This is a genomic window from Winogradskyella poriferorum, from assembly GCF_036553625.1.
Lineage (GTDB): Bacteria > Bacteroidota > Bacteroidia > Flavobacteriales > Flavobacteriaceae > Winogradskyella > Winogradskyella poriferorum.
The window spans coordinates 43150-57889 of record NZ_JAZHOU010000002.1; the positions used below are offsets into that span (position 1 = coordinate 43150).

16 protein-coding genes are annotated in these 14740 nt (G+C 33.9%); 14 read left to right on the forward strand and 2 right to left on the reverse strand.

Translation table 11 applies throughout. From position 1 onward, the window contains the following. Positions 1 to 39 precede the first annotated feature (39 nt). Positions 40 to 402: a CoA-binding protein gene (locus V1468_RS06285; RefSeq protein ID WP_331809389.1), complete on the forward strand. Its 363-nt coding sequence runs from the start codon at positions 40 to 42 to the stop codon at positions 400 to 402. On the opposite strand, the gene V1468_RS06290 is transcribed toward V1468_RS06285, so the two are convergent. Further along, on the reverse strand, positions 399 to 1844 hold the full coding sequence (locus V1468_RS06290) for a sodium:solute symporter (protein WP_331809390.1): 1446 nt from the start codon (positions 1842 to 1844) through the stop codon (positions 399 to 401). The genes V1468_RS06285 and V1468_RS06290 overlap by 4 nt on opposite strands. Before the next feature lie 75 nt (positions 1845 to 1919). On the opposite strand from V1468_RS06290, the gene V1468_RS06295 reads away from it, so the two are divergent. The 4 genes from V1468_RS06295 (at position 1920) to V1468_RS06310 (ending at position 7693) form a co-directional block, all read left to right on the forward strand. Continuing rightward, a complete protein-coding gene (locus V1468_RS06295; RefSeq protein WP_331809391.1) occupies positions 1920 to 4457 on the forward strand; it encodes a T9SS type A sorting domain-containing protein in 2538 nt (845 codons plus the stop codon). An 83-nt stretch (positions 4458 to 4540) separates the two neighbouring features. Next, entirely contained in the window at positions 4541 to 5158 is a 618-nt protein-coding gene (gene recR, locus V1468_RS06300) for a recombination mediator RecR (RefSeq protein ID WP_331809392.1), read from the forward strand. Between the two features lie 7 nt (positions 5159 to 5165). Next, positions 5166 to 6266: a glycosyltransferase family 2 protein gene (locus tag V1468_RS06305; protein WP_331809393.1), complete on the forward strand. Its 1101-nt coding sequence runs from the start codon at positions 5166 to 5168 to the stop codon at positions 6264 to 6266. A gap of 86 nt (positions 6267 to 6352) precedes the next feature. Next, positions 6353 to 7693 (forward strand): dihydrolipoamide acetyltransferase family protein, encoded by a 1341-nt coding sequence (locus V1468_RS06310; RefSeq protein WP_331809394.1) that lies wholly within the window; start codon positions 6353 to 6355, stop codon positions 7691 to 7693. Positions 7694 to 7794: 101 nt separating this feature from the next. On the opposite strand, the gene V1468_RS06315 is transcribed toward V1468_RS06310, so the two are convergent. After that, positions 7795 to 8871, reverse strand: coding sequence for an NADH:flavin oxidoreductase (locus V1468_RS06315; RefSeq protein WP_331809395.1), 1077 nt, complete (start codon positions 8869 to 8871; stop codon positions 7795 to 7797). Positions 8872 to 8982: 111 nt separating this feature from the next. Between V1468_RS06315 and V1468_RS06320 the strand changes: the two genes are divergently transcribed. From V1468_RS06320 to ftsY, 9 genes are all read left to right on the forward strand, one after another. Further along, positions 8983 to 9759 (forward strand): 3'-5' exonuclease, encoded by a 777-nt coding sequence (locus tag V1468_RS06320; protein ID WP_331810007.1) that lies wholly within the window; start codon positions 8983 to 8985, stop codon positions 9757 to 9759. A gap of 35 nt (positions 9760 to 9794) precedes the next feature. Continuing rightward, on the forward strand, positions 9795 to 10697 hold the full coding sequence (locus tag V1468_RS06325) for a carboxypeptidase-like regulatory domain-containing protein (RefSeq protein WP_331809396.1): 903 nt from the start codon (positions 9795 to 9797) through the stop codon (positions 10695 to 10697). A 28-nt stretch (positions 10698 to 10725) separates the two neighbouring features. Continuing rightward, positions 10726 to 11337, forward strand: coding sequence for a fumarylacetoacetate hydrolase family protein (locus tag V1468_RS06330; protein WP_331809397.1), 612 nt, complete (start codon positions 10726 to 10728; stop codon positions 11335 to 11337). Further along, positions 11338 to 11679 carry an Hpt domain-containing protein gene (locus tag V1468_RS06335; protein WP_331809398.1) on the forward strand — a complete coding sequence of 114 codons (342 nt, stop codon included), beginning with the start codon at positions 11338 to 11340 and terminating at the stop codon, positions 11677 to 11679. Beyond that, on the forward strand, positions 11680 to 12924 hold the full coding sequence (locus V1468_RS06340) for a competence/damage-inducible protein A (protein WP_331809399.1): 1245 nt from the start codon (positions 11680 to 11682) through the stop codon (positions 12922 to 12924). A gap of 80 nt (positions 12925 to 13004) precedes the next feature. Further along, positions 13005 to 13241: a 50S ribosomal protein L28 gene (rpmB, locus tag V1468_RS06345; protein WP_138434594.1), complete on the forward strand. Its 237-nt coding sequence runs from the start codon at positions 13005 to 13007 to the stop codon at positions 13239 to 13241. A gap of 25 nt (positions 13242 to 13266) precedes the next feature. Continuing rightward, positions 13267 to 13449 carry a 50S ribosomal protein L33 gene (gene rpmG / locus V1468_RS06350; RefSeq protein ID WP_076616981.1) on the forward strand — a complete coding sequence of 61 codons (183 nt, stop codon included), beginning with the start codon at positions 13267 to 13269 and terminating at the stop codon, positions 13447 to 13449. Between the two features lie 6 nt (positions 13450 to 13455). Then, positions 13456 to 13608: a DUF4295 domain-containing protein gene (locus V1468_RS06355; protein WP_243472526.1), complete on the forward strand. Its 153-nt coding sequence runs from the start codon at positions 13456 to 13458 to the stop codon at positions 13606 to 13608. A gap of 143 nt (positions 13609 to 13751) precedes the next feature. Further along, entirely contained in the window at positions 13752 to 14726 is a 975-nt protein-coding gene (gene ftsY / locus V1468_RS06360; protein WP_331809400.1) for a signal recognition particle-docking protein FtsY, read from the forward strand. Positions 14727 to 14740 lie beyond the last annotated feature (14 nt).

The following is a 14740-nucleotide window of genomic DNA, read 5'->3' on the forward strand; positions in this document are numbered from 1 at the left end:
TGTTACTTTAATTAACACTACTTAACATTCTTTTAACATATGAGTAAAAAAACATTGGTTCTTGGTGCGTCTTTAAAAGCAGACCGTTATTCTAATATTGCTATTAACAGATTAAGACAAAACAATCATGAGGTTGTGGCTTTTGGTTTAAAGCAAGGCGAAGTCAATGATGTAGCAATAGATACAGAGTTGTTAGATTACAAAGATGTAGATACTGTAACATTGTATCTTAGTCCGAAGCATCAAGAAGCTTACTATGATTATATTGTAGGTTTAAATCCTAGGCGCGTTATTTTTAATCCAGGTACAGAAAATCCTGAGTTTTATGAAATTCTTAAAGAGAACAATATTGAGTTTGAAGCGGCTTGTACGCTTGTACTGTTATCTATAGACCAGTATTAATTTTTTCTTTTGATTAATAACATTCCGATGAACATCAGAATTCCGTTAATGATTAGAATTTCAAAACCAATTTCATAGCCATTAAATAGATCTTTAGAATAAAGATTTAATACATAGGAAATAACAGGTGCTATAATGGCTATAATCCAAACAAACTTGTCTTTTATTTGATGCTTTGTGAATAAGCCAAAGGCAAAAAGTCCTAGTAATGGGCCGTAAGTATAACCAGCTGCTTTAAAAAGCTTCCAGATAACAGATATGTCTTTAAAAATAAAATAAAATAAGATGATTACTATAACCAACACAAAACTAAAGCCAATGTGAGTTCTTTTGCGTATGCCTTTTTTAGATGCTTCAGGTTTGTTTTCGATATCTAAAATATCAAAGCAAAAAGATGTAGTTAAAGATGTTAATGCAGAATCTGCACTAGAATATGCCGCAGCAATTAATCCTAGTAAGAAAAATGCAGAGGTGACAACACCTATTTCCGGTAGCATAGCAATGGTTGGAAACAAATCATCTTTGGTTGCAGTAATTCCGTTTTTAGCCGCATAATCTGTAAGCATTAATCCAAGAACAAGAAATAGAATATTTACAAATATCAGTACCACACTAAAAGAAAGCATATTTTTTTGAGCGTCTTTTAGGCTTCTACAGGTTAGGTTTTTTTGCATCATATCTTGATCCAGACCTGTCATGGTGATGGTGATAAATATTCCAGAAAGAAAGCTCTTCCAAAAGTATTGAGGGTCGTTACTGTCATTAAAAAAGAAAACCTTGCTTAAGTTACTTTCTTTGGTGTAATCAACGATTTCTTTTACGCTATTTAAATCTAAAGCTGAAGCCAAAAATACTATGGTTACAACCACAGATATTAGCATAAATAAAGTTTGTAATGTGTCTGTGAAAATAATGGTTTTAATTCCGCCTTTAAAGGTGTAGAGCCAAATCAAAGCAATGGTAATAATTACTGTAACCACAAACGGAATGTCAAAAAGATCAAACACTAAAAGTTGAAGTACTTTAGCCACTAAAAATAACCTAAAAGCAGCACCAACAGTCCTGGAAATAAGAAAAGCTACAGAGCCAGTTTTATAACTCGTTTTTCCGAATCTATCTTTTAAGTAGGTGTATATAGATGTTAAGTTTAACCTGTAATACAGTGGAAGCAAAACAAAAGCGATGATTAAATAACCAAACAAATAGCCAAATACAACCTGTAAATATCCAAATTGATTAGCCTCAACAGCACCAGGAACAGAGATAAAAGTAACTCCAGATAATGAAGCGCCAATCATACCAAAAGCCACCAAATACCAAGGTGCTGACTTGTTGGCCTTAAAAAAGGCAGCATTAGAATCTTCTTTTCCTGTTAAATAAGAAATCAATACTAAAACTGCGAAGTAACTGGCTATTAAAATTAAAATTGAAGTTGGGCTCATAAAAGAAATTCTTTGCTCAAAAATTTATGAAAAATAGTATTTTTGAAAAAAATAGCTATTTAAATTCAATTTTTTATGAAAAAGATAATTTTACTGGTAGCATTAGGGCTTTTTGGTTTTAATGCTTCTGGCCAAGACTACCGTAAGCTAATTGAAGAAGGCAATCACACCATAAGTTACATCACAGAAGCTGCAGAACAACATTTTGATTCTGTTGGTAGAGGAAGAGGAACAGGTTTTAAGATCTTTAAACGCTGGCAATACTTTGCTGAGCGTGCTATGGATGAAACCGGAAAACTAAAATCTCCTGAGTTTTATTATGAAGCATTAGAAGATTACAATGTAAGCATTAATAGTGAAGGTTTAGCAGCAAGAACTACAGTTGGTATTTGGGAAGAAATGGGGCCAACCTATTGGGATGCAACTTCTGGATGGAATCCTGGTGTTGGTAGAATAACTTCTTTTGCTGTTGATAAGTCTAATTTAGACCATATTATTGTAGGAAGTGAAACAGGAGGTGTTTGGAAAAGTATAGATGGAGGAATATCTTGGACTGTACTTTCCGATAACTTATCTAATATTGATGTGTATGCACTAGCCATAGATCCAACAGATAGCAATACTTATTTTTGGGGTTCTACTAGCGGAACAATTTTTAAATCTGTAGATGGAGGTGCAACTTGGTCCTTATTGTCAGATATTGGAGGAGGCACTGTTAATAAAATATTGGTAGACCCAACAAATGCTATGAAAATTTATGCAAGCGTTCAAGGTAATGGATTGTATAAGTCTACAGACGGAGGAGTGACTTGGAATTCTATTTATTTTGTTCCTACAGGTACTGGTTTTGATTTTGAATTTAAACCAAATGATCCAAATGTAATTTATGCTTCAGGAAATGCTTTTTATATATCTACTAATGGAGGAGCAAGCTTTTCTCAGATAACAGGTTCTGGTGCTAATCAATTTTCTAATGGCCCAAAAATGATTGGTGTTTCTGCAGACAATCCTAATGTTGTTTATGTCTTAGAAGCTAACGGTGGAACATTTGGAGCTTTATATGCTTCTAGTGATAGTGGTAGTAGTTTTACAAAGTTAACGCATACACAAAACTTTTTTGGATACGACTCAAATGGAAATGATACACTTGGGCAAGCACCAAGAGATATGGATATTACGGTAAACCCTAACGATGTTAATGATGTGCATATCGCAGGTATTAACACTTGGCGTTCCACAGACGGAGGTGCTAACTTTAGTATTACTTCGCAATGGGTTCCTAGTAGTGCTAATAATATGGCTATTGGTTATTGTCATGCAGATGTAGATATTATGCATTTTTCAGGTACAGGAGCTAATGCAAAATTATATGTAGGTACAGATGGAGGAATATACAGAGCAGATAATCCAACAACAGTGAGTTCAACTTATTATACGGATTTAACACCAGGATTGGGAATTAGACAATTCTATAAGATTGGTGTTAGCCAAACAGATCCTGTGGTTGTTACAGGAGGTTCACAAGATAATGGTACTTCTACCTTAAGAGAAGATGGACTTTGGACAGATTGGCTAGGTGCAGACGGTATGGAAGGTTTTGTAGATAAAAATAATACATCTATTATGTATGGAACCACTCAATTTGGATCTCTCTACAGAACTGAATACAATGTATTTGGAAGTAATGTAGTTTCTCTTACACAGCCAGATGGAAAAGGAGGCGATTATAATTGGAATTGGGTTGTGCCTTTTGAGCAAGACCCAATAATTCAAAATACAATATATGTAGCTTTTGATGAAGTATACAAATCAGATGACAGCGGTTCTAATTGGGTTTCCATATCTCCAAATTTTGGTGCAAGTATAGACCATTTTAAGATTGCGCCAAGTAATAATCAAGTTATGTATTGTGCCATTAATGGTACGTTGAGATTTACGGTTAACGGAGGTGCTTCTTGGACAGTTTCTCCTTTAAGTTTAGGTGGTTCATCAATTATAAACGAAATTGCTGTGCATCCATCAGATCCTAATAAAGTTGCTGTTGCAACTACCAATAATCAAAAGGTCTATGTTAGTTTAGATGGAGGTTTAACGTGGACGTCAAAACTAATGAACTTGCCTAATTTTGTAGCTCAGGCTTTAGCTTGGCAAGATAATGGCGAAGATGGATTATATGTTGGGATGAATTATGGTGTATTCTACACAGATAATACATTAACCGAATGGGAACCGTTCAATAATGGCTTGCCTAATGTTAGAATCAACGAATTAGAAATAAATACGGCTGATAATAAAATTTATGCAGCAACTTACGGTAGAGGGCTTTGGAGATCTAACATTTATGATGCTGCTCTAAGTATCAAGGATTTTCAATTTAATGATTTAACAATGTATCCAAATCCAGCTAAGGATGAGTTAAACTTAAAATGGAATACATCTGAAGACGTCAGTATAAGAATTTTTGACACTCAAGGTAAAATTATGTTTTATGGAAAAAAAGTAAACCTATATAACGGTTTTAAGGTAGATGTGTCATCATTTGGTAATGGTGTTTACTTTGTGAAGTTAAATAGCGACAAGGGTGAAATTACCAAAAAACTTATTTTAAAGTAAAATTAAAATCATAACAAAAGCCCAGCCATAAATCTTAATGTGGTTGGGCTTTTGTGTATGCAAAAATCAGTACCTTCGCAATCATGGAATTTTCTTCTAAACTTTTGGAAAATGCGGTAAACGAAATGTCGCAACTACCAGGTGTTGGTAAGCGCACTGCATTACGCTTGGTTTTGCATTTATTGAGACAGCCAGAGCGACAAACTGTTTTGCTCGCAGAAGCACTTTCAAAAGTTAGAGCCGAAATTAAATTTTGTAAATCTTGTCATAATATTAGCGATAAAGAACTTTGTGAAATCTGCGAAAACCCAAATCGTAATGAAGAATTAATTTGTGTTGTAGAAGATATCAGAGACGTTATGGCAATAGAAAACACAAGTTCATTTAGAGGGCTGTATCATGTCTTAGGAGGAAAAATTTCACCAATGGATGGAGTAGGACCTCAGGATTTAAATATTACTTCACTTGTAGAAAAAGTGAAATCAGGAAAAGTGAAAGAACTCATCTTTGCTATGAGCCCTACAATGGAAGGAGACACAACCAACTTTTATATTTTTAAACAAATACAAGACTATAATGTTAAGACCTCTACAATTGCAAGAGGTGTTGCTGCAGGAAATGAATTAGAATATACAGACGAGATTACCTTAGGCAGAAGTATTCTAGATCGTATTCCGTTTGAGGCTTCTCTAAAATCATAATTGTATTTTGAAGCTTTCCATAGTCATACTCAATTATAACGTGCGTTACTTTTTAGAGCTCTGTCTAAGAAGTGTAGAAGCAGCAATAGAAGATATTGATGCAGAAATTATTGTAGTAGATAATGATTCGTCCGATGATAGTTGTACTATGATAAAGGAGTTATTTCCAAATGTAAAGCTCATTGAAAATAAAGAGAATTATGGTTTTTCTAAAGGGAATAATATAGGTGTTGCTAGTGCAAAAGGCGAGTATTTGTGTATTCTAAATCCAGATACAGTAGTTGCTGAAGATACATTTACAAAAGTTTTACGTTTTGCAGAATCTCATAATAACTTAGGAATTGTAGGATGCCACCTTATAGATGGTAGAGGAAAGTTTTTACCAGAAAGCAAACGTCATGTTCCTACTCCCAAGGTAGCGCTTCAAAAATTAATAGGTAATTCAAAAAACTATTATACTAATAATCTAAAACCTAATGATGTTGGTAAAACAGAGGTATTGGTGGGTGCTTTTATGTTGCTAAAAAGAGTTGTTTATAATGAAGTGGGTGGCTTTGATGAGGATTATTTTATGTATGGTGAAGATATCGATTTATCGTATAAAGTTTTAAAGGCAGGTTACAGTAATTATTACTTTGGTGAAACTTCTGTTGTGCACTATAAAGGTGAGAGCACGTTAAAAGACAAAGCGTATGCTAAACGCTTTTATGGTGCTATGGAAATTTTTTACAAAAAACACTTTAAGCGGAATATACTTATATCTGCATTAGTGAAAATAGTGTTGATCTTGGCTTCAAAGAGAAACCCTATAAGTAAGTCAGAGAAATTAATTTCTAAAGAAGTCGTAGTGATATCAGAATCTACTAATGATGAACAACTTAAAAATAGAATTAATTGTCCAATTGCCTTTACCTCGACTTTAGAAGATATACCAAGCGAAGCAAAAGTTGTTTTTGATTCTGAATTTTTAAGTTACAAAACTATTATTGAATTTATAAAAACACAGAATATTACTAAACAAAACACCTATAGAATATGGCTAAAAAGTAGTAATTTTATGCTCGGAAGCGATAGCAGTACAGGTAGAGGTGAAGTAGTGTGCTTTTAATTTTTGTTGAATAAAAATCAGTAAAACAGACTGTTTTTTATTAATTTTGCATTCGATTTTAAAATAAAGACCTTCAAATTATAGATATGACAAAGTTTGAACTTAAGTTACCTAAAATGGGAGAGAGTGTTGCTGAAGCAACCATAACATCTTGGTTAAAAGACGTTGGCGACACTATTGAAGCCGATGAAGCTGTTTTAGAAATAGCAACAGACAAGGTAGATAGTGAAGTACCAAGTGAGGTTGATGGTGTGTTGGTAGAAAAGCTTTTTGATGTAGATGATGTCGTACAGGTAGGTCAAACCATTGCAGTAATAGAAACAGAAGGAGGCGATACCGTTGAAGTAAAAGCACCAACAACTGAATCTAAAAAAGAAGAAGCACCGAAAGCTGCAGCAGACGTAGCGCAAACCGTTGTGGCTGCAAAAGAAACTACACAGCCTGTAATTTCATCAGGTGATCGTTTTTATTCTCCTTTGGTTAAAAATATAGCAAAAGAAGAAGGGATTTCACAAGCAGAATTAGACGCTATACCAGGCACAGGTAAAGATGGTCGTGTTACTAAAAATGATATTAAATCTTACTTGCAATCTCGTAGTTCTGCTCCAGTTGAGGAAGTAAAATCTCAGCCAGTTGCTGAGCAAAAGGCAACAGTTAAAACAGAAACTTCAAGTCAATCAAAAGAAAAACCAGCTACTACACCAGTAGTTGCTTCAGGTGAAGATGAAATTATAGAAATGACCAGAATGGGTAAACTCATTTCTAAGCATATGGTAGATTCTGTGCAAACTTCTGCTCACGTTCAGTCTTTTATTGAAGCAGATGTAACAGAAATCTGGAACTGGAGAAATAAACATAAAAATAGCTTTAAAAAGCGCGAAGGTGAAAATCTAACCTTTACTCCAATATTTATGGAGGCTGTGGCTAAAGCATTGCGCGATTTTCCAATGATGAATATCTCAGTACAAGGAGATAGTATTATAAAGAAAAAGAATATTAACTTAGGTATGGCTGCTGCCTTACCAGATGGTAACCTAATAGTGCCTGTAATTAAAAATGCAGATCAACTTAATTTATTAGGTATGGCTAAAAAGGTTAATGATTTAGCCAATAGAGCAAGAGAAAATAAATTGAGTCCAGACGATATACAAGGAGGAACATATACCGTAACTAATGTAGGTACGTTTGGTAGCATTATGGGTACACCAATCATCAATCAACCACAAGTTGGTATTTTAGCATTAGGTGCTATACGAAAAGTACCTGCGGTTATAGAAACTCCTCAAGGTGACTTTATAGGTATTAGATACAAAATGTTTATGTCTCATTCATACGACCATAGAGTAGTCAATGGTGCATTAGGAGGACAATTTGTAAAGGCTGTAAAAGATTATCTTGAAGCTTGGGATCCTAATAGAGAAATTTAATTAATGTCTTGTCATGCTGAACTGCCACACTGAGCGTGTCGAAGTGTTGATTCAGTATCTCACATATATAAAAAAGCACAGTTTTTAAAACTGTGCTTTTTTTATGCTACAAAATCGTCCCATCGCTTAAGATAGTTTATAAACTTTTCACCTAAACCTTCAGACTTTAAGTATGCTTCAGAGACAGGGTTGTCAACTGGTTCGAAATTTTTGTTTTCCATTACCTTTTTAGGAAAATCATGATTAAGAATTCCAGACTTTCCAATAGTGACAAAGTCAACCCCTTTATTAATAACATCATATACATCTTTACCAGATCTAATTTTTCCTGCAACAGTAAGTTTAACGGTTTTAAAATTAAGTTCTAATATATGATCTAATAAACTTTTGTTACTCGATGGGAATTCTTCTGGTTTTTTAAAACAATCCCAAAGTGATAGGTCTAAAAAATCAATAGCTCCACTATCAATTAATTGCTGACTTATCAATTTTATTTCAGATAATTTCATGCCAAAGCGCTCTGGCGACAAACGTATACCTACTAAAAAATCGCTTCCACAAGTTGCTCTTATGCCTTCTAAAATCTCAAAAATTAAACGCGCTCTATTTTCTAGAGAACCACCATACTTGTCTTGTCTTTTGTTAATATCAGAACTTAAAAACTGAGTTAATATATAACCATGTGCGCCATGAACTTCAACACCATCATAGCCGCTTTGCTTTGCTCTAAGGGCTGCGTTTATAAAATCGTTACGAAGTTGTTCTACCTCTTGTAATGTAAGAGCTCTGGCATTATGTTTTTCACTGTCAGAAGGACAAACCGCTTTTTGTTGTATAACCTCAAATGGAGAACGCATTCCGGCATGATGTAACTGTGTCACGACTAAACTACCATATGATTTTACTTTAGAAACCAACTCCTTATGGCTGTTAATTAGATCGTCAGAAAAAATACCTAACTGTCCAGGAAACCCTTTGCCTATTTCTTGTACATGAGAGGCACAGGTCATAACCAGGCCAAAACCTCCTTTAGCTCTCATAGATAGCCATTTTAAATCTGCTTTAGATGCCAATCCGTTGTCATGACTTTGTTGATTTGTCAGTGGAGCCAACATAAAACGATTTGGCATTGTTATGCCACAATTAAAGGTTAAGCTTTTATCTAGGTCGCTATTCATTATTTTCTGTGTTTAAGAGTTAGTGAAATTTACATGTCTATGTGCTATAATCAAATTGTATCTCAACAATTAGTTATAGAAATGCCTTACATTTGTGTAAATTTAAAACACATGCAGCTTAATCTAAAAAAACCTATCTGTTTTTTCGATCTAGAAACCACAGGTATCAATATAACCAACGATAGAATTGTAGAAATTTCAATATTAAAAGTGCACCCTAATGGAAAGGAAGAAACCTATACCAAAAAGGTAAATCCAACCATTCCAATTCCACCAGAGGTGACTAAAGTTCACGGTATTTCAGATGCTGATGTTGCAGATGCACCAACCTTTAAAGAAATTTCCAAAGAGGTCTATAATTTGATTAAAGATTCAGATTTAGGTGGTTTTAATTCTAATAGATTTGATATTCCGCTTTTAGCAGAAGAAATGTTACGTGCTGAAGTAGATTTTGATATGAAAAACCGTTTAGCAGTTGACGTACAAACCATTTTTCATAAAATGGAACAACGTACACTGAGTGCAGCCTACAAGTTTTATTGCGATAAAAATTTAGACGATGCGCATAGTGCAGAAGCAGATACTAAAGCAACATACGAGGTGTTAAAAGCACAATTAGAGCGCTATGAAGAACTAGAAAATGACACTAAATTTTTAGCAGAATTCAGCTCTCGTAAAAAGTTTGCAGATTTTGCAGGATTTTTAATTTTCAACAAAGAAGGGGAAGAATGCTTCTCTTTTGGTAAACACAAAGGAAAGCGCGTTGTAGATGTTATGGAGCAAGAGCCAGGCTATTTTGGTTGGTTGTTAAATGCAGATTTTCCATTGTATACTAAAAAAGTGTTAACTGCAATTAAGTTACGTCAGTTTAATAATAAATTGGGATAAATTCCAGCGAAGGCAGGAATTATTTTCCTAGTTATATGAAAGTATTCTTTTTATTATTGCCATTTTTGGTATTCGCGCAACATCACGTTGCTAAAGGCGTGGTCTTAGATAAAGTAACTAACGAACCAATTCCTTATGTCAATATTTCTATTCTAGAGTCTACTATAGGTACCTCTAGTGATGATGACGGAAGCTTTCGTTTGGAAATTAACGAAGATGATACAAATAAGTTGGTCAGTTTATCATCATTAGGCTATGCAAGTAGCAAAATACCAGTTTCCTTATTTCTAAAGTCTGAAAAAATTTTTTTGAAACCTAAAACAGAGGTTTTAAAAGAAGTATTCATTAAGGATAAGTTTGAAGAGAAAATCAATGTTGTAAACAAAATTGAAGATTCAGATTTATGTTACGGATACGGTTCATTAGCAGAAAATCCATGGATAATGGCTTTGTATTTTCCATACAACGAGGATTACCAAGAAACAGAATTTCTGAAGTCGGTTAAATTTCACTTTGGAAATTTTAAAAATAAAAAAGCGAAGTTTAGATTAAGGCTATTTACCATAGGAAAAGACAGTCTTCCACATGAAGATATTTTAAAAGAGAGTGTCGTTGTAGAAATAAAAAAGAAACAAAAGGAGGCTGTTGTTGATATTTTAGACTATGATATTTTCTTTCCAAAAGAAGGTTTTTACGTTGCTTTTGAATGGTTGTATATCCCTTATAATGCTGAAGAAGTAACTTTTCATTTTACCGATAAAAAAAAGAAGAAAGAAAAGCGTATCAAATATCAACCTACATTTTCAGCAACTTGTGAAAATGAAGGAAAGTATATGGTAGCATCTTATATCTCTGGTGAATGGCGTTTTTATGCGGCTAATACTTATAAAAGTGAAAAGAAGGCAGTACCAGCAATATCCTTAACTTTGTCTAACTAAATCTAACCAGTCTAATAATCTAATTTTAATGAAACTCATTTGCATCGGTCGTAATTATACAGACCACATCAAAGAATTAGAAAACCAAAAACCAACAGATCCTGTAGTGTTTTTAAAACCAGATACTTCAATCTTACTAAAAAAGCAACCATTTTTTATTCCAGATTTTTCTGATGAAGTTCACCATGAGGTTGAAGTTTTGGTAAAAATCAAGAAAGTAGGCAAATACATCGATAAAAAATTTGCTCATAAGTATTATGACGAAATCGGATTAGGAATAGACTTCACAGCTAGAGATCTTCAGGCGCAATTAAAAGCAAAAGGCTTACCATGGGAAAAAGCTAAAGCCTTTGATGGTGCTGCTGTAATAGGGAAATGGTTGCCTAAATCTAATTTTGAGAATGTAGATAATATCAACTTTAGTTTAAAGAAAAATGATGAGGTCGTACAATCGGGTAACACAGAACTTATGCTTTGGAAGATTGATGAACTTATAGAATATGTGTCGAAATATTTTACTTTAAAAATTGGAGATATTATCTTTACCGGAACACCTGCCGGAGTTGGTAAGGTTTTTGCAAATGACAGATTAATAGGATATATTGAGGACCAAGAAATGTTTTCAATCAAAATAAAATAAATGGCAAAACATTATAAATTAGATCGCGTACGCGAAATGGCAGATAACGATGAAGATTTCGTTATGGCTTTAGCAGCAGCTTTTATTGAGGAAGTTCCAGAAGATGCAGAACGCTTAAGAAAAGCTGTTCCAGAAGGTAATTATTACGAAACATATCAGGCTGCACACAAAATGAAACCCACAGTGGATTTGTTTGAGCTAGGTATTTTAGACAAGCTTATAGAGGTACAGGATTGGGGAAAGTTTGAAAAATCTGATGAAAATATAGATGCTCAACTTCAAATTGTATTGTCTGCTGTAGAAAATGCAACCAAAGAAATAAAAGCAGATTTCGGATTATAAATGCAAGCAGAAATAATAACAATTGGTGATGAAATTCTCATTGGTCAAATTGTAGATACAAACTCAGCATTTTTAGGTAAAGAATTTATTAAAATAGGTGTTTCTGTCTATCAAATTACTTCTGTTCAAGATGATAAAGAGCATATTCTAAAAGCTCTAAAAGAAGCTGAAGAAAATGCAGATATTATTATCATTACAGGTGGCTTAGGACCTACCAAAGACGATATTACTAAGCATACCATTTGTGAGTATTTTAATGATACTTTAGTTGAAGATAAGGCTGTTCTTGAAAACGTAGAGCGGATTTTTTCAAAATATAATGTCCCACTTTTAACGGTTAATAAGCATCAGGCTTTAGTGCCTTCTAGGGCTAAAGTGCTTATGAATAAGTATGGTACAGCACCAGGCATGTGGTTAGAAAAAAATGGGAAAGTTTTTGTTTCACTTCCAGGTGTGCCATACGAAATGAAGGCTTTGATTAAAGATGAGGTTATTCCTTCATTACGATCTAAATATAAGTTCCCTTATATAAAGCACAAAACACTCTTAACTTATGGTATAGGCGAAAGTGCACTTGCAGATAGGATAGAGGCTTGGGAAGACAACCTGCCAGATTTTATAAAATTAGCCTATTTACCAAGTTTAGGACGTGTAAGGTTAAGACTTTCGGGAAAATCAGTTAATAAAGAAACATTAGAGAATGAACTGATAAGACAGATAGACTTATTACTTCCTCAGATTGAAGATGTCTTTGTTGGATATGAAGAAGATTTGTCAATAGAAGCAATATTAGGAAAGCAACTTACGGATCAAAAAAAGACTTTGGCCATTGCAGAAAGTTGTACAGGTGGTCAGATAGCGAAAGCCATTACAGCTAACGCAGGTGCTTCAAAATATTTTAAAGGCAGTATTGTAAGTTATGCTACAGAGTCTAAGGTTGGTGTACTAAATGTGTCAGAAGACATTATAGATGCTAAATCTGTAGTAAGCAAAGAAGTGGCTGAGGCTATGGCAGTTAATGTGCGTCAGTTATTTAAGACAGATTACGGTATAAGTACAACGGGTAATGCAGGTCCTTCAAAAGGGGATTCTGATGCAGAGGTTGGTACAGTATGGATAGCTATTGCGTCAGATAAAGGTGTACAGGCAGAAGTTTATAATTTTGGAAACCTAAGAGAAAAGGTAATTATGAGAGCAACAAACAAGGCTTTTGAGATGCTGCAAAAAGAAATATTAAAAAAGTAGAAATTTATGTTTGTTGAAACATAAAGTTTTACTAAATTTGCACCCTGTTAAAAAAATAACATACCTAAAGAAAGAATACAATGTCAAGAGTTTGTGAACTTACTGGGAAAAAAGCGATGGTAGGAAACAATGTTTCTCACGCAATGAATAAAACAAAACGCAAGTTTAACGCAAACTTGATTAAGAAGCGTTTTTACATTCCTGAAGAAGATAAATGGGTAACATTAAAAGTTTCTACATCTGCATTAAAGACTATCAATAAAATTGGTATTACTGCAGCATTAAAAGAAGCTAGAGCAAAAGGATTTTACAAATAATAGCATACGCTAAAGTCAATTTACAATGGCAAAGAAAGGAAATAGAATACAAGTTATCTTAGAGTGCACAGAGCACAAAGCTTCTGGTATGCCAGGAACTTCAAGATATATTACAACAAAGAATAAGAAAAACACGCCAGATCGTATGGAGATTAAAAAATTTAATCCTATACTTAAGCGTATGACAGTTCATAAAGAGATAAAATAATAAATCATGGCAAAGAAATCAGTAGCGTCTTTACAGACAGGATCAAAAAGATTGACAAAAGCTATTAAGATGGTGAAATCACCTAAAACTGGAGCATACATGTTCGTTGAATCAGTAATGGCACCAGAATTTGTCAATGAATTTTTAGATAAGAAATAATCTTTATTTAGATAATAGATTTATAGAACTGCTTTCATATTTGAAAGCAGTTTTTTTATGTCTATATTTGACCGATTATGACAACTTAGCAGAAACGTATTAAAGGCAGGGTTGTTGCTATTAGCTAAGCAAATAGAAATTAAATGAGTTTTTTTAAAAAAATATTTTCTTCAGAAAAGAAGGAAACCTTAGATAAAGGTTTAGAAAAATCTAAATCCTCTTTTTTTACCAAATTAAATAAAGCTGTTGCAGGAAAGTCTAAAGTCGATGATGATGTTTTAGATAATCTTGAAGAAGTTTTGGTAACTAGTGATGTAGGTGTAAATACCACTCTAAAAGTTATTGAGCGAATTGAAGAGCGCGTGGCAAGAGATAAGTACTTAGGAACATCTGAGCTTAATAAAATTCTAAGAGAAGAGATTGCTGGTTTATTATCCGAAACCAACTCTGGTGAAGAAACCGATTATACAATTCCTGAGTTACCAGTTCAAGATAATGGTAAAAAAACGCCTTATGTTTTAATGGTAGTAGGTGTTAATGGTGTGGGTAAAACAACAACTATTGGTAAGTTGGCGTACCAGTTTAAGAAAAAAGAGTTAAAAGTGGTTCTTGGTGCTGCCGATACATTTAGAGCTGCTGCGATAGACCAATTACAAGTTTGGGCGGACAGAGTAGAAGTTCCAATGATAAAGCAAGAAATGGGAAGCGATCCTGCTTCTGTAGCTTTTGATGCTTTACAATCTGGTGTTAACCAAGATGCCGATGTGATTATAATTGATACTGCTGGTCGTTTACATAACAAAGTCAACTTAATGAACGAGCTTTCTAAAGTAAAGCGTGTGATGCAAAAGGTAGTTGGTGATGCTCCTCATGATGTCCTTTTAGTTTTAGATGGTTCTACAGGACAAAATGCGTTTGAACAAGCAAAACAGTTTACTGCAGCTACAGAAGTAACGTCTTTGGCAGTTACTAAGTTAGACGGAACTGCAAAAGGTGGTGTTGTTATTGGTATTAGCGATCAATTTAAAATTCCTGTAAAGTATATTGGAGTAGGCGAAGGTATTGAGGATTTGCAAGTATTTAATAAATACGAGTTTGTAGATTCGTTTTTTAAGTAGATTTTCTGCAAAAA

Excerpts from the sequence above, each read along its gene's own strand:
- V1468_RS06285 (WP_331809389.1), top strand. The coding sequence starts at position 40 with ATGAGTAAAAAAACATTGGTTCTTGGTGCGTCTTTAAAAGCAGACCGT.
- V1468_RS06290 (WP_331809390.1), bottom strand. The coding sequence starts at position 1,844 with ATGAGCCCAACTTCAATTTTAATTTTAATAGCCAGTTACTTCGCAGTT.
- V1468_RS06295 (WP_331809391.1), top strand. The coding sequence starts at position 1,920 with ATGAAAAAGATAATTTTACTGGTAGCATTAGGGCTTTTTGGTTTTAAT.
- recR (WP_331809392.1), top strand. The coding sequence starts at position 4,541 with ATGGAATTTTCTTCTAAACTTTTGGAAAATGCGGTAAACGAAATGTCG.
- V1468_RS06310 (WP_331809394.1), top strand. The coding sequence starts at position 6,353 with ATGACAAAGTTTGAACTTAAGTTACCTAAAATGGGAGAGAGTGTTGCT.
- V1468_RS06315 (WP_331809395.1), bottom strand. The coding sequence starts at position 8,871 with ATGAATAGCGACCTAGATAAAAGCTTAACCTTTAATTGTGGCATAACA.
- V1468_RS06320 (WP_331810007.1), top strand. The coding sequence starts at position 8,983 with ATGCAGCTTAATCTAAAAAAACCTATCTGTTTTTTCGATCTAGAAACC.
- V1468_RS06325 (WP_331809396.1), top strand. The coding sequence starts at position 9,795 with ATGAAAGTATTCTTTTTATTATTGCCATTTTTGGTATTCGCGCAACAT.
- V1468_RS06330 (WP_331809397.1), top strand. The coding sequence starts at position 10,726 with ATGAAACTCATTTGCATCGGTCGTAATTATACAGACCACATCAAAGAA.
- V1468_RS06335 (WP_331809398.1), top strand. The coding sequence starts at position 11,338 with ATGGCAAAACATTATAAATTAGATCGCGTACGCGAAATGGCAGATAAC.
- V1468_RS06340 (WP_331809399.1), top strand. The coding sequence starts at position 11,680 with ATGCAAGCAGAAATAATAACAATTGGTGATGAAATTCTCATTGGTCAA.
- rpmB (WP_138434594.1), top strand. The coding sequence starts at position 13,005 with ATGTCAAGAGTTTGTGAACTTACTGGGAAAAAAGCGATGGTAGGAAAC.
- rpmG (WP_076616981.1), top strand. The coding sequence starts at position 13,267 with ATGGCAAAGAAAGGAAATAGAATACAAGTTATCTTAGAGTGCACAGAG.
- V1468_RS06355 (WP_243472526.1), top strand. The coding sequence starts at position 13,456 with ATGGCAAAGAAATCAGTAGCGTCTTTACAGACAGGATCAAAAAGATTG.
- ftsY (WP_331809400.1), top strand. The coding sequence starts at position 13,752 with ATGAGTTTTTTTAAAAAAATATTTTCTTCAGAAAAGAAGGAAACCTTA.